Genomic DNA, 26084 nt, shown 5'->3' on the forward strand with positions numbered 1-26084 from the left:
CTCACACTGTCACTTTCTTTAAAACTACATAGTTGGGACCATGGAGAGGTTTCCTTGACGGGTTCTTTTTCCCCACCTATCATTCAAATAGTCACCGAAGAGTGAGGCTAAGCAGCTGATTATTTATAAGTCTTTCCTGTACATCTTCTATATGAAAACAGGGAATCCCGCGAGGATTCCCTGTTTGAATTGCCGTTATTTCACTTCCACCCAAATCTCCTGATTATCTTCTTTAATATAATCATGGGCATTGCTAGCTTCAGTGATGTGGTAATATGCCCAATGATTTTTCTTTACATCTGTATAATCTTTCACATTCGTTCCCTTGATGCTGTCTTCATTTATAATTCTATCAAGCATACTATTCACTATTTTTACTGCTTCTGCGCGGTTGATTTGCTGTTCTGGCTTAAATGTGCCATCCGCATATCCATTGATCCATCCATTTTTGTAAGCAGTTGAAATATAAGCACTTGCCCAATGGTCTGCAGGCACATCGGTAAATATTTTTTCTGCCTTGGCTTCAACTTTGCTGAATCTGCTTGCAATCACTGTGAACTCGGCCCGTGTGATAGGAGCTTCCGGTCTGAAAGTACCATCGCTATATCCACTTATAATTTTATACTTTTCTAGATAGCCAATATAATCGGAATACCATTTTTCCTGTTTTACATCTTTAAATGTAGATGGATACACTTGATTCATATTCATTTTTTCAGCGATTAATCTTGCAAAGATTGCAGCAACTTCTCCTCTTGTCACCGATTTTTCCGGGCGGAAAGAGCCGTCTTTGAAGCCGACCACATAAGCAATATGGTCTTTTTTATTCAATTCTGGCTGCTGGCCGCTTTTATCTGTCCATATTGCATAAAGTGTAAGATCAGATTTCGGCATAGTTACCAAATCTCCAGGATTATAATGCTGACCACTTCCATCTTTCTCTGTTGCCCAATACTTGAACTCTTTTCCTTCTGGCACTATTATATTTGTCAGGTCTGCTGCTTTAAATTGTTCCCCCGGTGATTTAGGCGATTCTGTCGGGGTTTGGCCATCTCCGCCATTTAAATCATAAATGACATTGTGTTTTTCTATCACCACTGGAGGTGACGGCGGTGTCGACTTTTGTTCGAACACGGCTGTTAAAGTCATATCACCTATTGGCGTCAATACTTCGCCTGGTTTATATAGTTTTCCGTTGGATTCCCAACCGATAAACTCTTTTCCCGCCGGCGGAATAATAGTTGTTGGTGCAACTACGATTATCGACTTTCCCGCTTCGACTACTTGTTTGGCAGGTGCTGTTCCTTCACCTTTGCCTTTATCGTAGATGACCGTATAAGTTGTCACCGGTTGATCCTTATAGATGGCTGTCAATTGCAGGTTTCCTTCCGGCACAATGGTTGCACCCGCATCATATCTCTTACCATTCTGATCTTCCCATTGGTCGAAAATCTGACCAGTTGGAGGAACTAGATTTGCCGGTTGCGACAATTTAACTTCTTTGCCTTTTTCTACTGTTTGGCTCTCTGGTGCTGTTCCTTCACCTTTGCCTTTATCGTAGGTGACCGTATAGGTTGTCACCGGTTGATCCTTATAGATGGCTGTCAATTGCAGGTTTCCTTCCGGCACAATGGTTGCACCTGCATCGTATCTCTTACCGTTCTGATCTTCCCATTGGTCAAAAATCTGACCAGTTGGAGGAACTAGATTTGTTGGTTGTGACAATTTAACTTCTTTGCCTTTTTCTACTGTTTGGCTCTCTGGTGCTGTTCCTTCACCTTTGCCTTTATCGTAGGAGATTTCGTATACAGTCTCCTCTTTCTTTGTTTTTTCATATTTTGCTTTTACAATGGCATTCTCTTTGCCTAGTGTAAATGTCGTTTCTTCTTTTGTTCGATCTTGAAAATCACCTGTCCCAGACACCAATTCCCATCCTTCAAATGTGTATGTGTAGCCGTCTTCCTTGGTTATCTTAGGACTGATATTTACAGAACTATTTGGTGTTTGATCATACTTATATTCTGTGTCTGTTACCTCTCCATTGATTTCTGTTTCTACAATCAAATCCACCTTATCGTTCTCTGTAACAGGTTTCCACTGGGCATAAAGAACAGCAGTGGTATTGGCTTGCAACAGTATATTTCCTTTTTCAGAATAAGAATTTCCTTGACTATCCTTCCATCCAGTAAATACAAATCCTGGCTGAGGTGAAAACATATTTGTCTTTACTTCTGTATTTCTTATACTCGCATAATTCTTATATTGATAAGTGACTTCTTCCCCAATACCGCCATTCGGATTATACTTTAACCAAAAAGTATAGTTGCCGGTTTGCGGACCGTCCGGGATGATACCACCACCACTTTCTCCTCCGCCGTTGCCAGAAAAGTAGTACACTAATGTAGCTCCTGACGAATGGATTAAAGCTGTGGATCCCGGCTGATACTGTCCTGAGCTTATGGAAGTAACATATACATAATCCAGCTTACCATAATCAGAGAACCCGACTTCTTCAGGTGTAGGGATTTTGTAGCTGTTATTTGAGTAGTATGGAACTTCCACTTCAATATAATTCGGGCTATTATAAGTCGGCCCGTTAAAAGAACCACCGTTTACATTCGTGCCGTATATCTTAATACGCACTACCTTATTAGCAGCTTCTGCAACGCTACTGAAATCAGGCACAAAACCAAGTAACAATACAAAACTGACTAATACACAAAAAAGTTTCTTCAGTTTCATTAGCTGACCTCCTCTTAAGATGTATGAAGCAAACATGTTCCCTTCGACTTAATTATAAAAATATTCAATTAGCTATTGTGGTGTTTTCATAAGATGTAAGTAAATCTTTTTATCTACGATACATGAAATTCAAAATTGAAATTACACAAATAAAATTTTGTCCATTTTTATAAAATCGCTATTATTCTCCAGATATATCTAACACATCAGATTAGCCGTTTCATATATCATCATTAAATATGAAACAAAAAAACACCTTACATTGAATTGTTATGTATTCATTAACCTATTTTCAATGTAAGGTATTTTTTATTTTACTTCTTGATTTACATTGGCTTTATAATTACTTCACGTTAATATTTAGTGTTGTAACCGCAATTGTATTGTCGATGCTACGTTTTTCTCCACTGATAACACGGAATAAAATTTCTCCATGATCTCCTTGAGCAGTGGTATAGCTGCCTCCAGCATTGCTAATATCCACGATTTTTTTGATAGGCAATCCTGGATGCACTGTTGTTGAACCAGAAAGTACTTCAGCAGCAACATAACCTAATACAGGTTCATCTTTGGAGTCAAAATTCCCATCATTATTCAAGTCAATGTAAATTTTTAATGCATTTTCATATACTCCACTTCCGCTGCCGTGTTGCATAAAGTGAGTTTCAGCTAAACGCACTTTTTCAGCTACATTCTTATCGTGCTCGATACCATAAACGATAGGATCTTTATCTCGACCATCTACACGAACATCCAGCACATCATTTACAGATACATTTTTTCCAGCGTAATCGATTGTCTCAGTCTCTTTGAAAGTTACCTTTGAGAGCTTGGATGGATCATTAGCGTGTATTGCTTTGAGCCTTGGGAAGGTAATAGACTGAATTTGATGGTCTCTTTTCGATGATCCTAGTAAAAGCCCTGCAGAATCTGCAGGGCTTTTACGTTAAATACATCTATTATTTATTCGGCACATCGATTTTCAATGTAGTAGATGCTAGAGTTTCTAGATCAGTGAAATGTCCATCTCCGTTAGCATCAGTGATGACACGGAATAGGATTGTTCCTTTTTCACCGTATGCTGTAGTGTATACACCATCTCCATCAACACGGATATCTTTGATAACCGGATTGATGATTCCGTCTGGACGGTTTGGATGGTCTGGACGGTCAATAGAAGAACCAGTAAGAACTTCTGCTTTCACGTGTGCAATTACTTTCTCACCGCGATCATAGTGGCCATTATCATTTTTATCGATATATGCTTTTAATGGATTATGAACTTGGTATCTATCTGCTAAATTATAATTTTCCCAAATAGAAGTTGATGTTAGGCGTACAGGTGCAATTGTATTTTCATTATGCTCTAAGCCATATACAATTGCATCTTTACCGTGATCACTTGCACGTACATCCAAGACGTCAGCAACAGTTACTTTTTTGCCATTGTAAGTGATTGTTTCAGATGTATCTTTAAAGTTTACTTTGGTAGTCACAGTATTTTCTTTAGTAATTGTCACTGTGAAGCTGTGTTTAAGGTTTCCAGCGTAATCCAAGATTTTGATATCAGTGGATCCAGCTTTTTGGCCTGTTACAGTAAATGACTGCTTGTCACGGCTTAAGTGGATGCTGGCTACGCTTGGATCTACAGCTTTCACTGTATATGCAGCTTGGTTAGCTGGATCAGCATGCTCAGTTAATAGTACATTGCCGTTGTAAGCTCCATCTTCATTTAGATGAGTAACTTGGTATCCACGACTTGAGCCTACAGCGAATGTGTCAGATTCTCCTAAAGAACCAACTGTTTTTTCAACGATTGTTTTCACATGGTTATCTTTTACCGTTACACCCACATCAACGCTTCCAAGCTTTTTGCCTGATAGATCCTTGAAGTAGATTGTGCCTTCCCCTGCAGTCAAACCTACGATATCAAGTCCGCAGTATGTTTTGCCGTCATGGTTTGTCCATACTTTTGAAACAGAAACAATCGGTTTATGGTTAGCTGTTTGCGGTGCATCGACTGTTACAAAATCGCCTGTCCAGAAATCAGGAACATTGATTGGGTCACCATATTGGTCCATCGTTGTTACTTCAATTGTTCTCTTTTTACCTTTAACAAGGTCGAATTTCTCTTCGGATGGAGTAACAGATGTTACTTCACGTTCTACATTTGTTACAATGAAATCGAATGTTTTTGTTACTTTGCCGATTTTCACAGTGATTGTTGCTGTACCTTTAGTATTTGCACGGAAATTGATATCTCCATTTTTGTTAGATACAGAAATGACAGCATCGTTAGATGAACTTACTTCAACAAGTTCTTTTGGTAAAGATACATTTGTTTTACCGCCAGCGTTACCGATGACATCAGTCACGTCTAATGCTTCGCCGATTACTAATGTAGAGCTGTGTTGAGTGAATCCGCTTGTGTTGCGTAGCTCTAAGCTGTTGATTGCAGTTGTAGCTGTCTCAACGTCAACAATGGAAATTGTTTTTTGAGAAGAAGCAACAATTTTACCATCTTTCTCGATTTGAACTTCAACTGTGTAATCGCCGATTTTATTTGTTTTGCTTAACAATCCAGTGTTGCAAGTATGTCTGTCGCCATCAAAGATTCTAGCAGGTCCGCCGAACTCATCTGTTGCTACGAACGTTACTTTGTAACCAGCCTGGCGAAGATACTCTGTATCCGCAGGAACTGGAGAGCCGTTCACAGAGAAAGTCAATTGTTGACCGTCTTTGTTGTCGTCATAAGTTCCCTCATGTAAGTTAATAGAAGAGATAGAGAAATCAAATGTGAATTTAACTTCTTTTGTTTCTCCGTTAAGGTTTACTTTTAATATTTGCCCTGTGCCTGAAGCGAATTTAGATTCGAACACAACTGTTGCAGAAGTTCCATCTGTGCTTGGTGTAACAGAAACAACTTTGTTGCCGGCAAGCGTGATGTCTTCAGCTTTCAATTGATTTAAGTGTGTTCCAGTAAGAACCACTGTATTTGTATCGATAGCAGTCACTTTTTCTACAGTTGCAACTACTTTATGTTTTACTTGGTCAGCTTTGTATAGGAAGATTGCATAATCACCGCGTTTAGCGTTTTGCTCAGTACCGAATTGAGTTTCGCTTACACCGTTTGTAATGCCATTGGCTACAAGAGCTGAAACTGCTTCTTTGTAACGGTCAGATACATCTGTGAATTTTGAATCGGCTTCACCTTTAAGATCGAATCCTTTTTGGATCATGATCGCCAATTCTCCACGAGTGATTAAGTCTTGGGAACCGAATGTAGTAGCTGTTTTACCGTTTGTAATGCCAGCTGCTTTTAGTGCATTCACGTATTTGGCAGCACGCTCAGGAACATCTGTAAAGCCTGAAGCAGGTGCTTTTTCAAGATCAAGCTCTAACACTTGTGCCAAAAGCACTGCTGCATCAACACGTTTGATATTTTCTTGCACACCGAATTGAGTTTCTGTAAGACCTTTTGCTCCTTTTGAAACAACAAAGTCCACTGCCTCTTTATATTTAGCAGAAACATCTGTGAATGTTGCTGCAGATGCAAGTGGCGCTACAGCTCCTGCTACTAATGTTGCCGTAGCGGCAGTCGCTACAAATTTGCGGTAAGATTTTGGTTGGTAAGCCATTAAATGAATCCTCCCCAGATTTTTATTTATCTATCTAATTGATAGATAGTAATGAATAAAAAACATGTTTTACATCGGTATAGAAATCAACTCAATATAATTATTAGTGAAATATTTCACTAATAAAAAGCTGTTTCAACGCTATACCTTCGTCTAACACAAATTATATTAAATATATCAATAAAATATAATATTAATTATTTAAATAATTTTCGGATAAAATAAGGCTGTTTTCTTTTTTAGTTAATTCCTTTATCTTGCATTTGTCCCAATCACACCCTCAATATGGATATAATCTTCCGATATCCGATAACTTTTTCCTTCTTTTTGCAGTTATTAGCAATAATGCAAACACCCCGCGAATAATTTGTGTTGCAATAGTGAAAAAGACACAAGTATAAAGTGAAGCTTTAATCGGTAGGTACTCCACCAATTATTAGTTGATCCATTCGGATTCTTATTGGCGTTTATCCCCCCCGTGTTGAACCGGGAGTTTTAGCGCCGGTTGGAATTGGACAAAAAAAGCTACCAGCGCCGCTGATAGCTTTTCTTCACTTTATTTCTGTTTCTCATCAAATTTCTTCTTGCGTTTTTTCATGTTGCTGACCATATAACCGCCAATAAACCGCCGAGGTTCATAGGAAATGATGAATGCATGAGGTTCATATTCACGGATCAGCTCGATCAAGCTGTCCTCCATATTCCGCTTCGTCAAAATTTCAAGTTTGTACCGCTTACTTTCGAAACCTTCGACAGAAATGATGGTCACCCCATATCCTTCAACCCGCAAATGATCAATCAAGTCTTGATTCCGCGTCGGCAAGTTCACATTAAATGTCGTATAGCCGATGGCAAGTTTCTGTTCGATGGCTGTACCAATCAAAATCCCTAAGCCAAAGCCAATCGCATACACGAGCATACCTAAGAATGATTGGTCTCCATTAAAGACAATAGAAAGGCCAAACACATAAATCAACGCTTCAACAAACCCAAGCAGGGCGGCCGGTACCCTCAACTGTTTGACTAAGAAAATCGTCCGTAACGTAAAACAAGGAACATAAATCAGCTGCAGTATCAGAATCAGTATTATATCTTTCATGGATTACTCCCTCATCCTTTAGTAAGATTGGAATTCTACCAGTCTATACGAGAATTCACTTAATTCCAAATAAAAAGATTATAATAAGAGGAAAGGGTTGGTTTCCTGGCTGTGAACGGATGCATGTATGTTAAATAAAGCTACAATAATCAACACTCTCGCCCAATTTATGTAAGACTTATTCGTATAAATACTCTATAATGAATCACATAAGATTTATTCCCCATACTATATAGCAGTATTCATATTTTCGCAGAAAGTGTTCAAGCTTTTATTATATAGAAGGTACTTATATATAAACGTAAATTACTTCCAGGATGTGATAATGTTGAAAATTGGAGATCGAGTTAAGAAGATACGGGTAGAGAAGAAGATGTCTATGTCAGAGCTTGCTGAAAAAGCGGGGGTTGCTAAATCGTATCTAAGTTCTTTGGAGAGGAATCTACAAAACAATCCTTCTGTCCAATTCTTAGAAAAGATCACAAAAGTTCTGGGTGTACCTGTAGATTCATTATTATATGATGAGCAGAAAGATGAAGAACCACTGGATCATGAGTGGCTTGAAATTGTGGAGGAAGCCATGAAATCAGGCGTCTCAAAAGAGGAATTCAGAAGTTTCATCGAGTTCAATAAATGGAAACAAAATAAGGAATGAACAATAAAAGACCCTTGGCGATCTTCACAAAGGGCATATTAGTCATATTCATTTTGGCCTCTGCTCATTTCTTTCATTCATAATGCGTTGGGGCTGTTCTTTTATAAAGGCAAGCACCTGGCTTTTCGTAACCCCTGTATCCCTCGCTGCCTTCATCAGCTCCAACCATTCGCTGTCATACATATTCCTCTCTTTTCTCTCCTCCACCATCGTCTTGCCCTCCTAAAATACCCTTGTACTTTAGGCAATCCAGCCGTCATAGCAAATCGTAGATATTTGCCTTAGACCTGTAACTTTGCGGCCTTATTTTTCAATAAGTGTGCCTTTTCTTGTAACCATAGAGTTGGATCATATGCTATACAATTAATCAGTTTGGTTCGTGGTGTTAAATGTTTGTACAAATCAATCAGTAAAGGATGTATTTTTTCATATACTCTTTTATTACTATCTATTATACAATCATTCTCGCAAAAATAAGATAAACATAGTGGAAATGTATCATATATTTACTGACACCATTTGACTAATTCTAACAATAACTATTACTTTACACCTATAAACAAAGAATTATTACCTACATACGTTTGTTGGTTACGTCGAACTCTCTCAAATAATTCAGCATCCATCGCTTTCGCTTTTGTAAGATCTTCTCCACATATAGGGCAGAGCCATAAGTCTGTTGAACAACTTCCAAATGAAGGCCGCTTGCATTTATGACAATCCTTACGATACATATCGTTTCCTCCTATCGGTTTCTATTAATTGATTTCCGCTGTTGAATGACGAGTATAATACCCCCAACAGCAATGAGGACAAATCCGCCGATTAACAGGTTATACATATTGGTTGATGTATCGGGCAATGTTCCATTTGTTTGTTGCACCATTTGTGTTGATGTTAATTGAGGGGCAATATTTACATCTGTACCTGTGGCTGGTAATGTGTTTCCTCCATCTTCTGGATTAGTACCACTGTTCCCACCGCCTCCCAGGTTATTACCGCTGTTCCCTTCGTCCACTGGCTTACTACCGCCGTTTCCTCCGTCTCCCGGGTTAGTACCACTTCCTTCGTCTCCCGGTTTACTGCCGTGGCTTCCTTCGTCTCCTGGTTTAGTACCATTGCTCACTTCGTCTCCCGAATTACTGTCCCCGTCATTCTCAGTGAATTTAGCAGTGAATAAAAAATCCATACTAGCTTTAGAGTTCTGATATTCGTTCCCTAATTCACGGGGAATTTCAACTTTAAAAGATAGCTTTTCTGATGTTTTGCCTGCCAGAAATCTCGAAGGTAAGGCAATAAAATCTTTTAGTAAGCCTTTATATAAAACAGTGTCTTTTTGCTTAATCGTAAAAATTAATGTTGAATATAGCTTTTCTGTAGATGAACCATTTTTTTGTTCTGTTATATATTCAAAGTTCTCATTAGATTCATTAGAAATTATTATATTCCTAGTTATCGTATCTCCTGGAACTGCATTACGAACATTTATTAATACACGATCTGGCGAACCTGTATCTATTGTGATTGCTTTGTTAGAAGCTAACGCAATATTGTATGGCACGAGCAAATAAAAAATGCTAAATAAGAAACCACTATAAAACAAATTCCTTATTACTTTTACTTGCTTCAATTCCTTTACCTCCATTTTTAAACAAAAAAATAAAGAGGGCTCAGGAAGGTAAAGCCCCCCTTTATATCTTTTTATTTTTGATTGCTAGTCTCTATTCCACTATCCACAACCGGGGGTACTTCCCAGCCAATCGCTTTAATAGCTGCTTCATCTAAGTTACCTTCATATGCCTTATCAATTTTCGCGTTTGCATCTTCCATTGCTTTTTTAAGCTCAACAGCATCCGTATTGGCTTGGTTTACTTGACCAACCAATTTGACATTCGTTTCAGCTAAGTTCTTATTCTCTTCCTGCAACTGAGCGTTCGCAGCAAGCGCAGCTTTCAGCTCTTCAGTTGTATCAAATAGCAATTGCTTGGTTTCTTCAAGATCCTTCATAGCGGTGAACAATTCTTGTTTGACCTTTTCATGTTCACTTTCAAGCTCGGCATATTCTGATTTTATGGTAGTCAGCTCTTTTTCTAGGCCCTTTATCTTAGTAAGCAATTCTTCTATTTCTTTCGATTTCTTCGCATTATCATCCTGCAATTGCCCAATGCTCACATTCTTATTGCCAATGACCGTATTCGCTTGGGCGACAGTAGCATTTACAGATTTCTTAAAGTCGGCTATGTAGTCCTGTAATCGACCTTGCGAAAATGAAAGTCCCACAATTTTATTGGCTGCATCATTCAAATCTTTTTTAGCTTGACTAATCGTATCATGGCCATTATAAGCGACATACCCTACACCACTGACTGCCACCGAGCTTGCTAAAACGATTCCTGCTACTTTTGCTGATATTAAACCCATGTTTATTCCTCCAATATTATTCGTTAACTAAAGACACCTGCCATTCACTTGATTAAATGTAATTGTTCCCCAACAATTAAGTAATGGCAGGTGTATTGCATTGTCTGAAAACCGTCGTATAGAAGTAAGCATTTCTCCAAAGATCAAGAATAAGATTCTCGCTTACCAAAAGAGTGAAGGCTTACCTACCCGGGCCACTGCGCTTTTGCAGTTAATTAAACTAGGCCTTCGGGTATCTGAAAAGGAAAATGGAGAGTGATTATTGCTCTTCGTTTTCCTTTTTTTCTTCTTCAGGCTTTACTTCAGGAACAGGATCCACAGCTGGCTTTTCTTCTTCAGGCTGTTTCACTTCCTCTTTTGATTCTCCCTGTTTAGGTTGCTCTTGTTTTGGTTCTTCTTTTGGCTGCTCTGGTTCTGCCGGCTTAGCAGGCTCTACTGGCTTTTCTACTTCAGGCCCCGTATCTTCAACTGCTTCATCGGCAGGTTTTTGCTCTTCTGGAACTTTTACCTCTTCTACAGGCTGTGTTTCATCAACAAGATTCTCTTCTACCACTTCTGGCTCAGGAACAGGCCAGCTCACTTCGATAGAGAAAGAAGACTGGTCTTCGTCATAAAGATCGGCGTACGTCGATGAATGGTACATCTGAGTACATACAAAGAAGCCAAGCGCAGCTACAGGAACTAATGCATACATCGTTTTTCTAAGCTTCATTCTAATGCCCACCTTGATAGTAAATTTCTATTTTGCACGCACATGGAAACCAATATCAAACACTTGCTTTACACCCTGAAGCTCATTGCCAGCCTCATGCTTTAATTCAGCTTTAATACTATACAATTCGGTGTAATTCTGATCGTCCAATGTGCGTTTTTTTGTCAACTCAGGTTTTTTCAACAATTCTCCATAGGTGCCATTAAATACAATGTCATCATCGGTATCGATGATTGTGAAGTAAAGATTCTTCTCTAAGCTTGCTTTTGCCAACGCAGGATCCTCAGTGCTTGAAAAGTCAACATCTTTTATAGAAACCGCAAATATCTCAGCATCAAGAGAACCTTTTTCCTTTTCTATTCCGAATTTTTTCGGCTTGGAGACTTTACCTGGCTGCCAATACCCATCCATATCTTTGACCCTATCCCCTTGCTGAAATGTATAAAATAGAGGAGTTGGATGTGTGAATGGCCTTATCTTCAACACACCGGTTTGTATATCAATCCCTGCATGATCTTCAGCATAGAAATCAGCAGCCGTTCCCCCTAAACTATTTGCACCAATAAAGATGGCTGCGCCGAGGGCCAATCCGATATAAGCTTTCCTCATAGCTTTGCACCTCAATTACTGAATAAGCCGATCACCCTTAAGGGACCGGCTTATGTACTAGTAGATTCTGTCCTTACAGATTAAAGTTGGTTAAGCTTCCAAGAAAGATTTCCTTCGATTGTCAAATCTTGAAGGCCATTTTGGTCAGCAGCTTTGTCACGTACAATCTGTACAGATGACTTAAGCGTATAAGATTCTTGTGATTTGAATGTGTAACCTGACAATAGAGTATTCAAAGTCTTAACCCCGTTATCTAGCTCAGCTTTTGTTGCGCCTGACTCAACAGAAGCAATTGTTTTACCTGCAGCATTAACTACGTCAAAATGAAGTTTTACCCATTTCATATCCGTATCAGATGGCGCACCATTTTTTAAACCTGAAGTTAGAGCATACTCAGATAACGTTAAAGAAAGTTTTCCGTCTAAAGTACCTGCGTTTGTGATTGTGATGTCTGTTCCTTGAGTTGGAGTTTCAGATGGTTGCAATTTAGTGATGTTGTTAAATATTGGTGTATTAGTAGTTCCACCCAATTTCACTGTACCTGTTTGAATACTGTTTCCGTTTGCATTACCTTCTGCATAGAAGTCAGATAGTGTTCCGTTGCTTGCGCCCGCTCCGATTGCTAGTGCTCCAACAAGTGCTGTACCAATAAGTGCTTTTTTCATTACTTTCATAAGTATGATTCCTCCAACTTTTCGATTGATTTTTTGTTCAATTGGCTAAAGTTACGGGATAACCAGAATTGTTTAACCTTTATAACCCCTTTGTATAAAAGCATCCCCTCCTTAAAGGCTTATATATCATGCCTCAATATCCCTTGGGCGGTAACTGTTCTTTCCTTTTTTATTTTTGGTGATTTTTTCTTTTATCTCTATCCCTACTAAAAGAATGATTGGCATCACAACTAATAGCAGAAACCCGTATATGCCACTCAATTTATTGATGATCATTCCCAAATAGGGTATATGGACTAGATAAATCCCCCTTACATTCTTTTCAAATGTTAGTTCAGGATCTTGAGTATTATTGGCATCTCCTTTGGTAGTGTAGTACAGTCCAGAAGACTCTTTTTTAACATCTATAATTCTATGAGTTACATACTTTTTATCTTTACGGATAAATGTAATGATGTCGCCTTTCTTTAGCTCAGTAGGATTTACGTCTTTGGCAATAACTATATCTCCTGGATTAAATTCTGGCCGCATGCTCCCTGATAGAACAGTCATCATTTTGTATCCAAATAGTGTGGGAATAGAACCTGGATGCATCTTATTGGATGTAAATAAGAATAGTGCGAATACCAATATAAGAACGAATAGAACTCCTATAAAGGAGCTAACTATTTTCCCAACAACTCTCATAAAAATCCTCCTCATAATAACCGTGCAAACCAATTTATTTTCACGATATTATAATTGAATCGTTTTTCTTTTTGGGGCATTGGTACCGTACCCTCATTTTTTCAGAACTCACATATCGAATTTGAATCACCCCTTCATAGCTCAAATTCATCAGCCTTTGTTCTTAGTAAAGAACTCATAGGTGAAGTATATTACAGCTGATATCCTTTTGAAAAAGCCTGTATTCATCCAAAATTTGTAATAAACCTCCAATTTTCGTTCTTTTTAACGTATTTACTTCCAATTACTCTCTTTTTTGTATTTTTTAAAGAACTATCCATTCTTTATAATGAACAATATAAGTGAAAGAATGACCCACGAGATACCTTCAAATCCTAAATGATGAAAAAGAGTTCAATAAAGGAGTTGCCTGTATGATAGGAGAACGCATTAAGAAGTGCCGAAAAAAAAGACCGCTCACCTTGAATCAGTTGGCTACAGCCACCGGAATATCAAAGTCATACCTAAGTAATATCGAAAGAGGACTTCAAGTGAATCCCTCACTGAATGTATTATCTAAGATTGCGGAACATCTGGATGTGAAAGTAGAAGAATTGTTGGGAACCAAACCGGCTAAAATTGACCTTGAACCAGGATGGATTGAGTTATTGAAGGAAGTACAGGAGCAGGGAATCACATTAGAAGAGTTCTCTTTCATTCTCGGTTTTATCAAATACCGAAAATCGATCCGCGATGAAAATGGCTAAGGGATGGAAACTGGCCGGCATTCTTCTTTTTGCGTCCGGAATGATTCTCACAGGATTCTCCCTCCTCCAAATGAAAGATCAAAACAATCAACAGCAACAGGCGTTAAAACAAATCAAAGCAGAGATCAACCAACAGACATCTTCACGAAGCCCCCTTCCTACTCACAATGAATGGCAGACAGGAGACGTTATCGGCATTTTAAAGCTTCCAACTTTGCATAAAGAACTTCCTATTATCGAAGGCACGGATGAAAATGATCTCGCCAAAGGCGTCGGCCATTACGCCGCATCTGCTCTTCCAAACGAAAAAAATCAAATTCTGCTTTCCGGGCATCGCGATACGGTTTTCCGGAAAGTAGGCGAGTTGAAGATAGGCGACCGCTTGCTCTATCAAACCAAAGAGGCAACCTATGACTATACCATCTATCGAACGTATATAGTCAAAAGCAATAATAATCACGTCATTAGAGACACATCCCCGGAAGAAATACTGACGTTATCCACTTGCTATCCTTTTTACTTTGTCGGCAATGCACCCGACCGGTATATCATCGAAGCAAAACCTTCGCCATCGCAAAAAAGCTCCCAGTAGATTGGGAGCTTCTTTTGTCCATGCTTATTTGCTTTTCAATTCAGTCTGGATCAATACCGGATCATGGTCGCTTGCCCGTCCGTGCTGTTCCATGAACTGCGAATTGATGTGGACGATATCCACTTTTGTCGCATGTTCCATATTTTTCGTGACAAGGATATGGTCGAGAACCTGTGCGTTGCCTTGGTATGAATACGTATACCGTTTTTTCTCTTTTACCTTATCGATCATGTCTGTCAGTTCTTTGCCCTTCACTTTTTGCAATGGCGCTGAGAATTCAAAGTCATTGAAATCGCCCAATAAAATGATGTTGGCGTTTTTGTCTTTTTTCTTCACGTCTTTAACGAATGAGTTGACAATGCCTGCAATCTTTAGGCGTTGGATTTCACTTGATAGGATAGGCGGCTGGTTTTTCCCGAATAGAGGCTGGTCTCCACCCTTGGAATTAAAATGGTTGGCTACCACAATCACCTTTTTACCGCGGAACTGGAATTGTGCGGCCAATGGTTTTCTGCTAGAACGGAACGCTTCGTTTGTTGGATCGATCCGTCCTGGATTGACTGTCAGCTTGCGGTTTTCATAGCCGACCGATTCCGTCGCTGTTCCTTTGCGGCCTTCCACTAAAGATACACGGTCGCTATTGTATAGGAAGCCGACACGGATGTTTCCTCCCGGCGCCCCGCCATCTTTATTGTTCTCTGGGGCGATGTCCGTGAATTGATAGGTTGGGCCGCCCAATGCCTTGATTTTATCTGCCAGTAATTTGAAATTTTTAGTAGCGTCGGTTGTGCCGGTGTCAGCCGGACCGTCATTATCCTGTACTTCCGTGACGCCGATGATATCAGGCTGGTTGAGGTTTTTCACGATTGCCATGGCCAGCTTAGTCACCTTTTCATCGCTGTCTTTCGCCGAAAAGTTCTCGACATTATAGGAAGCGACCGTCAACTTTTTATCATGCTTTTTAAGATCTGTTGTTTCCCGCTTCGTTTTTCCCTCTACAAATGAAGGGAGATTTTCTTTTTTCGTTTTCACTTTGAAATTGCTGTATCCATAGCTGACTACCCCGTATATGCTTCCTTTAAAATAGTCGCCTGTTTTAGCTACATAGTTTTTATCGCCGATTTCCACAATCAGACGCTCAGGATTATAATCCTTGGCTGTGATACGCAAAGCGCCTGTGTCTGTATTGGTTTTCACATTGCCAGGAACGACATACAGCTCACCGTAGTTCTGCGGAGCAATTACTTTCGCATCCTTAATTTCAATCAACATGCCTTCCAGGCTCTCATAAAAATCAATGCCATCCTGCTGCGGATCGAATTTTACAAAAGCATCGTTATCGATGATTTCAGTCGGCTGCTTACGGTCTTTGCCGATCACTACCGGCTTAGGCAATGATTGCCCGCTTTTTACAACTGTTAAAGAAGATGCATTGATTTCCGTAACGGATAAATCTGTCTGCATTTTTTCGGAGTATCCTTGAAGCACTTGTTCCTTCACTTGCCCATTTACTTTTACAACGTCGCCGACCTGCAGCCCATGCTGTTTCTTATAGATTAGAAGGCCTTCCGATGTTTTCTCATCTTTATCCGGCTTTTGGTCTTGGATATAGGCGTTATTGCTGTCGTCTACATACGTGACAATCCCTTCGACATCCGCGACATACTGGTTTAGGTAAGGAGAGTTATGGGAAGCACCTTGGATGTCATGGATGCGCAATCCTGTTTTGGCTATCTTATAAGTGAAGACCGATATATCACTGTTTTTATAGCTTTCTTTGGTGACCATTGCTTTGATTGTCATATCTTTATCGATGGTGATTGGTTGTTGATACACCGGGCTGGATTCTGTCGGGTTGCTGCCATCGATACTGTAATGGATCATGGCTCCCTCGGAATTTGTCTTCAGTGTCACTTGGGTTCCGCTCTTGACGGCACCTGCCGCCGGGCTTGCAACAGCTTGTTCGGCTACTGGCTGAGCGTTTGCTTCCACCCATTCCATCTTAGTAGGCGACTTCAATCCCGGAGAAGAGAAATACGCTTCCAGGCTGCCGCTGACTTTCACTTTTTTGCCGATATTGCCCGGGTTGCTGCTTAATCCATAAGCTGCACGATAGGCGGAAGTAAGCTGCACCGGCATGATATTGGCAGGATCTTTTTCATTTGGGTCATCGGCGATGGCGAAATTATTGTCATCTTTAAATGGTCCGTTAAATACATACGATTTACTGGCGGATGTATATCCGACAATATAACCTTCCACCGTTGCATCGCCGTTATTATTGGCAATGGCTTCTTTGACTGTAAAGGATGCATCTGCTTTTATGACAAAAGACTGGGCCGATAAGCCAAAAATCAATAGAAAGGCCATACATACAATAGAGATTTTTTTCATGGCATGCATGTTCATTTTACACTCTCCCATATTTCAGAATATTATTCGCCGGTAAACAGGATGTATGTCTAGCAGATGTGCTCTCTTAAAGTTTGCCAGTTTAACTATATTCTCCCTGCTTCCAAATAAGCCAACAAGGGTAAGAAGGCGGAGTGTGAAAGCGTTTTACTAGGCCGCTTTACCCATTATTTATCCTTTCCTTTATACAGGTATAATGAAAGTGCCATTTTTTACTGATTGGCAATCTGATTTTAATTGTTGTATGATAGCAAGAAACTAAATTTTCAGTATTATTTTTTTTAAAATAACCTTGGTAAAAAATTCTCCGCGAGGGTAAAGAATAAGATTACACCCTCTCGGTAAAAGAAAATACATCATTAGTGGAAGGAGAATCTGCCGTGGGAATACACACATACTTTAAGAGTCTGACTAAATTGGAACGAATTGAACGCTGTCCGGGGGAATTCATGTTTGAACGCCATACAGTGGCAAGCCATTCATTCAAGGTTGCGCAGTATGCCCAGTTCCTCGGCACAGTTGAAGAACAAAGCGGGACGCCGATTGATTGGAAGTCCCTTTACGAAAAAGCGATCAATCACGATTATCCGGAGATTTTCATCGGCGATATCAAAACTCCGGTCAAATATTGGACGCCGGAACTAAGGGAAATGCTGTCCACCGTCGAAGAAGGCATGACGGCGAAATTCATCGATACAGAATTCCCGGAAGAGTACAAGGACATCTACCGGGATAAATTGAAAGAAGGCAAGGATGCCACCGTTGAAGGACAAATTCTCTCTGCCGCCGATAAAATCGATCTAATCTATGAAGCATTCACCGAAATACAGCGTGGAAATGCCGAACCCGTCTTCCTTGATATGTACCACGACGCACTCATCGTCCTCAAGCATATCAAACTCCACTCCGTCTCCTACTTCATCAACGAAGTACTGCCGGAACTAATGGACGAAGACATCATGTCCACCATAGATATAAGAAAAATAACAGAAGCCGCGTTGAAATAAGAAAAGCGGAGGTGGACGTTTAGGGACGTACAAACTGGAGCACTTTTCCTCAAAATATAGGAAACACGGTGAGGTACGAACCGATGTTGACTTATTGAAGAGAAAAGTGTGAAGTTTGCTAGTCCCTGGCCACTGCAGCTGGATCAAGAAAAGCGGAAGACCTCCGTTTAGCTCCGTACAAACCTTCGTTTAAGAATCTCCCTACCGGGTATACTTTTAGTAAAAAACAGGCTAATCCCGCATAAAGAGGAGGATCTGTATGGACAAATATGTATATGGTGTCTACAAGGATAATTACGAGGTAATGAGTGCCATCGAGATGCTGAAGCTCCAGGGCTGCGAAGGCAGCCATCTGACTGTCCTTGCGAAGGATGAATCACTGGTCAGCCTAACGGAGGAACGTGAGCCGGATGTAAAGACTGTGACGACTTCTTCCGACGATGCGTCCTTCATGGACAAGGTGATGAGCTTCTTTTCCGCTGACGGTGCACATCAGGTAGAGCGCCAGCTGGGCAGTTGCCATTTGACAGACGATGAAAAAGCATCCTATGAGCGCGACCTGGAAGAAGGAAAAATTCTGCTTCTATTGAACCGGAAAACGCCTTTGAATAAACGTTTGCATCCGGAAGAATCGCCTACCCTCCAGACCATGGAGCGCTATAATTCCGGATTAGGCTTAGCCGATTTCCCTGAACCAACTCCTTACGAAGAGCAGCACCAGGCCACTAAGGAATCAACCTATGAGCAGGAAGAGCGAGATGCAGTCGATTCCCATTCGCCGGCCTATATGGAAGAGAAAAAAGAAGAATGGGACAACCAATTGAACGATTCGGCGTATGAAGAGGAACAGGATGAACAGCCAGATCCTTATTTAAAAACCAATACAAATGTCTCGCATCTATAAAGTGAAACGTTAATCGGCGGGGGTTTTCATTCATCCCCCGCCGATTATTAGTTGAAACAATCGGATTCTGTCTGGCACTTGATTGCTCACTTACACTGGTTCATCTTCATTCTTGTATTGAAGTGGCAGCCTTAGCGTCAGTTAGAACGGGTAAAAATCATTTCTTTAAAGGGCATACATAACGATGTAAGCTCTTTTTTTCTACTGCAAAAAACCATTCAACCCTTCTATTTTCCAGCTATGAAATGCCCTGAAAGGGTTTAATATCCATATGGGCGGCTAAAGACTACCAATGCCCTTTCTATTAATCAAACGTTTGATTAACATCGCCCCTGCCAGAAACATTGATTCAAAATGTTGAGATTTGACTTACTATTGGTATGATGAGTAGCCAATGCAAATGTTATACTTTTGATATCAAAAGAAAAAGAGGAGATGACAGATATGTATGAACGTATCCTGGTGCCTTACGATGGATCCGAAAGCGCTATGCATGCCTTGGAGGCTGCCGCGAATCTCGCGACTAGTTTGAAATCGTACTCTGCTTTTACTGTCTTGTACGTCATTCAAGAGATTCCCAGAGTTGAAGCAGCCAGACTGGCAGGAGATGTGAACGCGATGTTGGTAGAAGAAGGCCAGCAAGCAGTGGCTCCTGCTTTAGATCTCCTAACCCAAAAAGGTGTTAAAGCCCAAGCCATTTATCTCCACGGCGATCCGGCTGAAGTGATTTCGCGGGAGGCAGGAAAATACGATGTCGTCATTATGGGACGGCGCGGCCTTAGTACGTTCAAAGAACTGGTCATCGGTTCAGTCAGCCACAAAGTCATCCAGAATACTGCCTGCCCTGTTCTCATCGTTAACTGACTAGCCCGCTGCTATGGTGAAAAATCAGTATGCTCCCGCCCAACAAACGCCTGAGCCGGACTAGTCTCCGGCTCTTTTTATAGTGGATGCAGAACTTCACATCGCCGAACAAGCACAAAATCTCCCCCCATAATTCATGTTTCCTCTCCCATTCAACGAGGTATATAAATATATCACTATAATTTTTGCACCTTAGCCAAGGGAGAGATCCATATGAAGAAGTTTGTCAAATTCGGCTGTTTTGGTTTTATAGCACTGCTAGTCCTCATCATTATTATTGCTGCCTTTACAGTTAAGGTGAATGCCCCCCATTCACGGCCCTCTTCTGATACCGCCAAAGAATCTGAAGAAAAAGCAACAGAGGAGCAAGCTGACCCGCAAAAAAATGTCTTAACCGAGAAAAAACTCAACAAAATCAATAATGGAATGACCTACGAACAAATCGTCCAAATAATCGGTACGGAAGGCACACTTATTACAGAAGTTAAAGAAAAAAATGATTCTTTGACCCAAATCTATCAATTCCCTACTGATGGATTCCTAACAAACGCTCTGTTCACTTTCCATAACAATAAATTATCAAATAAAGACCAAATCAGCATTCAGGATGAAAATGCCCCGCAGATTACCCTTGAACAGTTCAATCAAATTCAGAATGGCATGACGCTTGAACAGGTTACTGATATTGTCGGCGGGGAAGGAAGCATCTTGTCTGAATACGGAAAAGGAACGGATCAATACAAAATCGTGTATACCTACAGCGGCCAGGGACGCCTCGGAGCTAATGCAAGACTTACATTCCAAAATAATAAACTGGTATCCAAATCACAAAACGGCTTAAAATAGACAATGACTAGAGGGATGCTGCCAAACCGGCAGCATCCCTTTTCGTGCTGGCTTCGAAATCTTACCACTTTGTTACATGGATTCGATAGGTTTCTTCATAGTTTGTTCCATATTTGGTCATATTCTCGCTCTATACTTTTTAGAGGAAGGGATATCCAACAACATATAATCATGTTTGTTCTTTATGCAAAGGGATGGTCCTACTAATAATCGGCTCAAAATAGCTGACAGGAGGTTAATTGGCATGGAAAAAATCAAAAAAAATCTGGTCACCATCCTATTGTCCATCAACTTGGTGGTAGGATTACTGGCTGCAGGCGGCGTCACCTACTTGATCGTCAAGCAGAATGACCGGCCCGACCGCGGTACGCAAATGGGCGGCAAAGGAATGACACCTCCGCAAATGAACCAAAACCAGAATCAGGATTCATCATCCGACAATACATCCAATATGCAATGATTCATGTAGGAAGGAATGAAAAACAGTGAAGAAATGGATTACAATTTCTGTTATCGCCGTTCTTATGGTCGGGGGCGGTTCTTGGTTTCTGCTACATAAAAAACAAGAAAACGCCAGCAATGGCAGTCAACAACGCGCCGTACAAACGGTGACCGCGAAACAAGGAAAGCTTGAAGTCGCCGTCAGCGGCTCCGGTTCAGTCACAGCCGCAACCGACCAAGATGTGACGGCTGCCAATACGGTATTATCGGTTGCAAGCGTTTCGGTCGCTGCAGGAGATTCCGTCTCCAAAGGCGATACGCTTGTTACGTTTACGAACGGAGAAGAAGTAACAGCGGCAAATGATGGAGACATCGCTTCCGTCGCTGTCTCCAAAGGGAGCGTGGCTTCCCAAGGAACCATCTTGCTGCGTTTGACCAATGAAGGTGATGTCACATTGCCTGTCACCAGAGGAAACAGCAGCAATTCAGCGAATGTGGAAGGCGGTGCTGTTGCCGGAAGCAGCCTGACAGTGGATACCGTGAAAGCAGCGGCAGGTGATATCGTCACAAAAGGACAAACGCTTGCTACTTTTACGGATGGCAGCCTGTTGCTTGCCCCTGCTGCAGGAACGCTGACATCCATCAACATTTCTAGCGGCGATACAGTTGTTGCAAGTGATACGGTCGCTCATATTACCGATTTCAAGACATTGCAGACCACCATATCTGTTGATGAACTCGATATTTCAAAAATCAAAACGAAGCAAGCAGCGGAAATCACAGCAAGCGCTTTTGAAGATGAGACATTCGAAGGGACTGTCACTTCCGTTGCATCGACCGGCAATTCAGAAAATGGCGTTTCCACTTTTGATGTAACGATTTCTATTAAAGATCCAAAATCATTGAAAGTCGGCATGTCGACAGAAGCCAAAATCGTGATTGAAAGCAAGGACCAGGCAATATACGTGCCTCTTGAAGCTGTCTATACAAGCGGCGATGAAAAATATGTCCTTATACCGTCAGGCGAGAGCTCAGAAAAAGTGACTGTTGAAACAGGCTTGACCAATGACACCTACACAGAAATTACAAAAGGGCTTGACGCGGGGGCTTCCGTTCAAATCCCGCAAGTTCAATCCAGCGGCTCTGGCTCAGGCTTCAACCGTGGCGGCAAAATGATGGACGGCATGGGAGGTCAAGGAGGAGGCATGCCTTCAGGCGGAGGAACTCCCCCATCCGGAGAGCGGCCAAGTGGTATGGGCTCCGGCGGTGGACAAGGAGGCAAATAAGCTATGACAGAAGAACTCATCTCCATCCGCAATCTAAGAAAAGTATATGAACTGGGCGGTGAAACGGTCACCGCACTCGATGGCATCTCGATTGATATCCACCAGGGCGACTTTGTGTCCATCATCGGTCCATCCGGTTCCGGTAAATCAACCTTCATGAACATGATCGGTTGCCTCGACCGACCCGACGAAGGCAGCTATACGTTGGACGGCGAAGAAGTGGAAGGAATGAAGAGCAATCAGCTGGCTGCGATTCGGAATGAAAAGATCGGCTTCATTTTCCAAAGCTTCAATCTTCTGCCCAAGCTGACTGCCGAAGAAAATGTAGAGCTGCCGCTAATTTACCGGGGGATGCCCCGGAAGGAACGGAAAGAGGCCGCCGCAGCGGCACTCGATAAAGTGGGCCTTGCAGAACGTTCACACCATTTGCCCAATCAGCTTTCCGGCGGCCAACAGCAACGCGTTGCCATCGCCAGGGCGCTTGCCGGCAATCCGCCGATCCTGCTCGCCGACGAGCCAACCGGTGCGCTGGACAGCCATACGAGCAAGGAAATCCTTGAGATGATTTCCGAATTGAATGCCCAAGGACAGACAATCGTCCTGATCACGCATGATTTGGATGTTGCCCGAAAAGCCAAGCGAGTGGTATCCATCCAGGATGGCAAGCTCAGTGAAAACGGAGGTGATTGGCTTGCAGACCATTCGAATGGCCCTAAAAAGTATCAAAGGAAATAAACTCCGTGCCTTTCTCACTATGCTCGGCATCATTATCGGCGTTGCTTCGGTCATCAGCATTGTCGCCATCGGCAAAGGCTCATCCGCAGATGTCCAAGACCAGATCGGCAATCTCGGAACAGACACGCTGACCGTCAATATCACCGGTTCAGATGTCACTTATAAAGAAGAAGATGCGGAAACAATCCGTGACGTTACAGGCGTTACATCCATTGCACCAACTGTTTCCGGGCGTGTAACCGTTAAAAATGGGCAAACGACCGCACAAGCGGCCATGACAGGAACCACCTCCTCCTATCTAGACGTCCGCAATCTGAACCTGCAGAAAGGCCGCTTCATCGCTGATCTGGATCATGAGCACCACACAAAAGTAGTCGTGCTCGGCTCGGATACGGCGGAGACACTATTCGGTTTCGGGGATGCTGTCGGCGAATATGTAAAAATCAACGGCAGCTCCTATAAAGTAGTCGGTGTCCTGCAATCCACCGGCAGCTCCCTCGGATCGAACGGCGACTCTACGATATTCGTTCCTTTAAGTACAGGGCAGCGCCTTGCCGGTACCACTTCCATCGCATCGGTATATGTTCAGGTAGAAAATGCAGATATGATGAATTTCATCCAGAAACGCATTGAACAGGCCGTGTATGAAAATGTCGGCGATACAGATGATTACAGTGTTTCTACCCAGGAGGACTTGATGGAGACAGCCTCCTCGATCAGCGATACGATGACGATGCTGCTGGCAGGCAGTGCCGCCATCTCGCTAGTGGTGGGCGGAATCGGTATCATGAACATCATGCTTGTTTCCGTTTCAGAACGGACAAGGGAAATTGGCATCCGCAAGGCCATTGGCGCCAAGCGATCCAATATCCTCTTTCAATTCCTGATTGAGTCCATCACATTAAGTATGCTCGGCGGATTAATTGGAATAGCAGTGGGATTGATTGCAGCAGAAAGCTACAGCATCATTACCAATAGCACCATTCTACTATCCCTGCCGGCCATTTTATTCTCATTCGCCTTTTCTCTCTTTGTCGGCGTTGTATTCGGTGTCTTCCCGGCGATCAAAGCGTCCAAGCTTGATCCGATTGAAGCACTGCGGTACGGCTAATTTTCTATAAGCAAAGCGGCTCCTCAGCAGAGAAGCCGCTTTTGCTGTTTTATTCAAAATTCCCACACAAGCCCCCATACTTTTACCTGCTAAGCTGAATATATAGACCATTTTGATTACATAAGGAGGAACAACCATGAGAAAATGTATCTTTAGTGCGATCATTCTGCTTCTTATGTTCAGTTCAGCTGCCTGTTCATCCGAGGATAAAGACAAGAAAACAAGCACCTCCAATGAAACAACAAAAGAGCTGAAGCAAGCTGAAATCGGCAAGTTATATGACAATCCTAAAAAATATAAAGGCTATAAAGTGGACTTTTATGCGCGTATTTTTATAGATCCTGAACAAGACGGAGATGGCACTTATATACAGGCTTATGCAAATGATAATAGCAATTATAACACCATCATCGGCATCGATGACCCCGATTTGGAAGTGAAGGACGGAGATATCATCCATGTTACCGGGAAGGTGAAAGATGAATATAAAGGCGAGAATATGATGGGTGCAACCATTATAGCTCCAGCGATTAAAGCGGATAAAATAGAAGTGAGCGATTACGCGACAGCCTTTGCACCTGCAATCAAAACCATCAATGTCAACAAAACCATTGACCAGCATGGCTATAGCATCACTCTGCAGAAAATCGAAACAGCAAAAAAAGAAACACGAGCCTATATATCCATTAAAAACAATACACAAGATAGCATTTCATTCTATTCCTTCAATGCCAAACTCTTAGTAAACAGCTCACAAATGGAGAAGTTGAACGAAGGGCATTATGAAGATATTCAATCCGATATTTTGCCTGGCGTGCAAACTGAAGGGGTGCTCGCCTTCCCTAAAATTCCTGATTCAGGACAATTAAAACTGCACCTCGAAGGCTCTTCCGACAATTTCGATATCAACATCGACCCTTTTGAATTTACAGTGATTTATTGATTTCATAGAGAAAAAGGAGTTTAATCAAACGTTTGATTAAACTCCTTTCCCTTCTATATGGACTTGACCATGCCGCCGTCCACAAGCAATGAAGTGCCTGTCACAAAAGTATTGGCCCCTGACACAAGGAAGGTCACAACCTTGGCGAATTCAGCGGGTTCGCCGTAGCGGCCGAGCGGAATGCTGCTCTTCATCTGCTCTTCCCATTCCTCAAGCGGTGTATCGTTTTTCTCGCTGTTGACTTTATCCAGATGTTTGATCCGGTCGGTGGCAATCCGGCCCGGTGCGACCGTATTGATCAGAATCCGATCCGGAGCCAGCTCAGTCACAAGCGTTTTTGCCAGTCCAACAATGCCAGTGCGGAATGTGTTGGAAAGAATCAAGCCGGAGATTGGCTCTTTAATCGACGACGAAGCAATATTGACAATCCGTCCATGCGATTGTTTCAAATACGGAAGAGAAGCGCGGATCAGCCGGATATAGCTCAATAAATTGAGTTCGAATGCCTGCTGCCAGTCTTCATCGTCCATATCCTCGAATGTGCCTGCCGGCGGGCCGCCAGCATTGTTGATTAGGATATCGATGCCGCCGAATGCTTCCACTGTCTTGGCGACTAATTGCTTAATGTCTGCGCTTTTCGTAATGTCGCATGGGCAGTAGGCAACCTTGCCTGTGCCGCTTGCCTCCAGTTCTTCCGCCACTTTCTTCAGCTTGTCTTCATGGCGGCCGACCACCATCACATTGGCGCCCTCCTCGGCGAGCTGTTCCGCGATTGCTTTGCCAAGCCCTTGAGAAGATGCAACGACAAGGGCGTTTTTACCGATTAGCTGTAAATCCATGGTTCCGCCTCCTATTCTTTTACTCTATCCAATTAATACCCTCTCTTCGTTTATCGTATTCGCCAATTAAAAGAAGGAATCCTGCATATGCAAGATTCCTCTTCCCCTTTACTTCTGTCAC

The 26084-nt window shown here is 41.9% G+C and carries 26 protein-coding genes and 1 riboswitch; of the genes, 12 read left to right on the plus strand and 14 right to left on the minus strand.

Going from position 1 to position 26084, the window contains the following annotated elements:
- Positions 1-195: 195 nt before the first annotated feature.
- From BN1765_RS18450 to BN1765_RS18465, 4 genes are all read right to left on the minus strand, one after another.
- Positions 196-2742: an S-layer homology domain-containing protein gene (locus tag BN1765_RS18450; RefSeq protein WP_050616491.1), complete on the minus strand. Its 2547-nt coding sequence runs from the start codon at positions 2740-2742 to the stop codon at positions 196-198.
- Between the two features lie 343 nt (positions 2743-3085).
- On the minus strand, positions 3086-3502 hold the full coding sequence (locus BN1765_RS18455; protein ID WP_050616492.1) for a hypothetical protein: 417 nt from the start codon (positions 3500-3502) through the stop codon (positions 3086-3088).
- A gap of 199 nt (positions 3503-3701) precedes the next feature.
- A complete protein-coding gene (locus BN1765_RS18460) occupies positions 3702-6380 on the minus strand; it encodes an S-layer homology domain-containing protein (RefSeq protein WP_050616493.1) in 2679 nt (892 codons plus the stop codon).
- Between the two features lie 556 nt (positions 6381-6936).
- A complete protein-coding gene (locus BN1765_RS18465; protein WP_050616494.1) occupies positions 6937-7479 on the minus strand; it encodes a DUF2179 domain-containing protein in 543 nt (180 codons plus the stop codon).
- A 325-nt stretch (positions 7480-7804) separates the two neighbouring features.
- Here BN1765_RS18465 and BN1765_RS18470 point away from each other — a divergent pair, with 325 nt between their 5' ends.
- Entirely contained in the window at positions 7805-8134 is a 330-nt protein-coding gene (locus tag BN1765_RS18470; protein WP_050616495.1) for a helix-turn-helix domain-containing protein, read from the plus strand.
- Between the two features lie 48 nt (positions 8135-8182).
- On the opposite strand, the gene sinI is transcribed toward BN1765_RS18470, so the two are convergent.
- The 8 genes from sinI to BN1765_RS18505 all read right to left on the minus strand — a co-directional run bounded on the left by sinI (position 8183) and on the right by BN1765_RS18505 (position 13237).
- Complete coding sequence (sinI, locus tag BN1765_RS20205; protein WP_147554230.1) at positions 8183-8344, minus strand: DNA-binding anti-repressor SinI; 162 nt, start codon at positions 8342-8344, stop codon at positions 8183-8185.
- A 30-nt stretch (positions 8345-8374) separates the two neighbouring features.
- Positions 8375-8468, minus strand: a riboswitch (cyclic di-GMP riboswitch).
- A 208-nt stretch (positions 8469-8676) separates the two neighbouring features.
- A complete protein-coding gene (locus BN1765_RS18475) occupies positions 8677-8868 on the minus strand; it encodes a hypothetical protein (protein WP_050616496.1) in 192 nt (63 codons plus the stop codon).
- A gap of 11 nt (positions 8869-8879) precedes the next feature.
- On the minus strand, positions 8880-9764 hold the full coding sequence (locus tag BN1765_RS18480) for an LPXTG cell wall anchor domain-containing protein (RefSeq protein ID WP_050616497.1): 885 nt from the start codon (positions 9762-9764) through the stop codon (positions 8880-8882).
- Between the two features lie 71 nt (positions 9765-9835).
- Positions 9836-10555, minus strand: a complete 720-nt coding sequence (locus BN1765_RS18485; protein ID WP_050616498.1) for a hypothetical protein — start codon at positions 10553-10555, stop codon at positions 9836-9838.
- Between the two features lie 259 nt (positions 10556-10814).
- Positions 10815-11267 (minus strand): hypothetical protein, encoded by a 453-nt coding sequence (locus tag BN1765_RS18490; protein ID WP_050616499.1) that lies wholly within the window; start codon positions 11265-11267, stop codon positions 10815-10817.
- Between the two features lie 27 nt (positions 11268-11294).
- Positions 11295-11876, minus strand: a complete 582-nt coding sequence (locus BN1765_RS18495) for a hypothetical protein (protein ID WP_050616500.1) — start codon at positions 11874-11876, stop codon at positions 11295-11297.
- An 80-nt stretch (positions 11877-11956) separates the two neighbouring features.
- Complete coding sequence (locus tag BN1765_RS18500; RefSeq protein ID WP_050616501.1) at positions 11957-12550, minus strand: hypothetical protein; 594 nt, start codon at positions 12548-12550, stop codon at positions 11957-11959.
- A gap of 126 nt (positions 12551-12676) precedes the next feature.
- Entirely contained in the window at positions 12677-13237 is a 561-nt protein-coding gene (locus tag BN1765_RS18505; RefSeq protein ID WP_050616502.1) for a signal peptidase I, read from the minus strand.
- Between the two features lie 413 nt (positions 13238-13650).
- Here BN1765_RS18505 and BN1765_RS18510 point away from each other — a divergent pair, with 413 nt between their 5' ends.
- Positions 13651-13983 (plus strand): helix-turn-helix domain-containing protein, encoded by a 333-nt coding sequence (locus BN1765_RS18510; RefSeq protein ID WP_050616503.1) that lies wholly within the window; start codon positions 13651-13653, stop codon positions 13981-13983.
- Positions 13970-14575 (plus strand): class D sortase, encoded by a 606-nt coding sequence (locus BN1765_RS18515; protein WP_069203051.1) that lies wholly within the window; start codon positions 13970-13972, stop codon positions 14573-14575. The genes BN1765_RS18510 and BN1765_RS18515 overlap by 14 nt, the downstream gene beginning before the upstream one ends.
- A gap of 24 nt (positions 14576-14599) precedes the next feature.
- Here the strand turns inward: BN1765_RS18515 and BN1765_RS18520 are convergent, their stop codons facing one another.
- Positions 14600-16984 carry a DUF6359 domain-containing protein gene (locus tag BN1765_RS18520; RefSeq protein WP_050616504.1) on the minus strand — a complete coding sequence of 795 codons (2385 nt, stop codon included), beginning with the start codon at positions 16982-16984 and terminating at the stop codon, positions 14600-14602.
- A 383-nt stretch (positions 16985-17367) separates the two neighbouring features.
- On the opposite strand from BN1765_RS18520, the gene BN1765_RS18525 reads away from it, so the two are divergent.
- The 9 genes from BN1765_RS18525 to BN1765_RS18565 all read left to right on the plus strand — a co-directional run bounded on the left by BN1765_RS18525 (position 17368) and on the right by BN1765_RS18565 (position 25124).
- Positions 17368-17994 (plus strand): HD domain-containing protein, encoded by a 627-nt coding sequence (locus BN1765_RS18525; protein ID WP_050616505.1) that lies wholly within the window; start codon positions 17368-17370, stop codon positions 17992-17994.
- Between the two features lie 259 nt (positions 17995-18253).
- The gene (locus BN1765_RS18530; RefSeq protein ID WP_050616506.1) at positions 18254-18898 is read left to right on the plus strand and encodes a YflT domain-containing protein; all 645 of its coding nucleotides are present in this window, start codon (positions 18254-18256) and stop codon (positions 18896-18898) included.
- A gap of 444 nt (positions 18899-19342) precedes the next feature.
- Entirely contained in the window at positions 19343-19762 is a 420-nt protein-coding gene (locus tag BN1765_RS18535; RefSeq protein ID WP_050616507.1) for a universal stress protein, read from the plus strand.
- A gap of 213 nt (positions 19763-19975) precedes the next feature.
- Positions 19976-20608, plus strand: coding sequence for a DUF3862 domain-containing protein (locus tag BN1765_RS18540; RefSeq protein ID WP_050616508.1), 633 nt, complete (start codon positions 19976-19978; stop codon positions 20606-20608).
- A gap of 244 nt (positions 20609-20852) precedes the next feature.
- Positions 20853-21068 carry a hypothetical protein gene (locus BN1765_RS18545; RefSeq protein ID WP_050616509.1) on the plus strand — a complete coding sequence of 72 codons (216 nt, stop codon included), beginning with the start codon at positions 20853-20855 and terminating at the stop codon, positions 21066-21068.
- Positions 21069-21093: 25 nt separating this feature from the next.
- Positions 21094-22335 (plus strand): efflux RND transporter periplasmic adaptor subunit, encoded by a 1242-nt coding sequence (locus BN1765_RS18550; protein ID WP_050616510.1) that lies wholly within the window; start codon positions 21094-21096, stop codon positions 22333-22335.
- A gap of 3 nt (positions 22336-22338) precedes the next feature.
- Positions 22339-23070: an ABC transporter ATP-binding protein gene (locus tag BN1765_RS18555; protein ID WP_050616511.1), complete on the plus strand. Its 732-nt coding sequence runs from the start codon at positions 22339-22341 to the stop codon at positions 23068-23070.
- Entirely contained in the window at positions 23042-24181 is a 1140-nt protein-coding gene (locus tag BN1765_RS18560; protein WP_050616512.1) for an ABC transporter permease, read from the plus strand. Before BN1765_RS18555 ends, BN1765_RS18560 begins: the two co-directional genes overlap by 29 nt.
- A gap of 136 nt (positions 24182-24317) precedes the next feature.
- Positions 24318-25124 (plus strand): hypothetical protein, encoded by an 807-nt coding sequence (locus BN1765_RS18565; protein WP_050616513.1) that lies wholly within the window; start codon positions 24318-24320, stop codon positions 25122-25124.
- Positions 25125-25177: 53 nt separating this feature from the next.
- Here the strand turns inward: BN1765_RS18565 and BN1765_RS18570 are convergent, their stop codons facing one another.
- Positions 25178-25963: an SDR family oxidoreductase gene (locus BN1765_RS18570; RefSeq protein WP_050616514.1), complete on the minus strand. Its 786-nt coding sequence runs from the start codon at positions 25961-25963 to the stop codon at positions 25178-25180.
- Positions 25964-26084: the final 121 nt, after the last annotated feature.

The sequence above is a fragment of the Bacillus testis genome (genome assembly GCF_001243895.1).
GTDB lineage: Bacteria > Bacillota > Bacilli > Bacillales > DSM-1321 > Bacillus_AD > Bacillus_AD testis.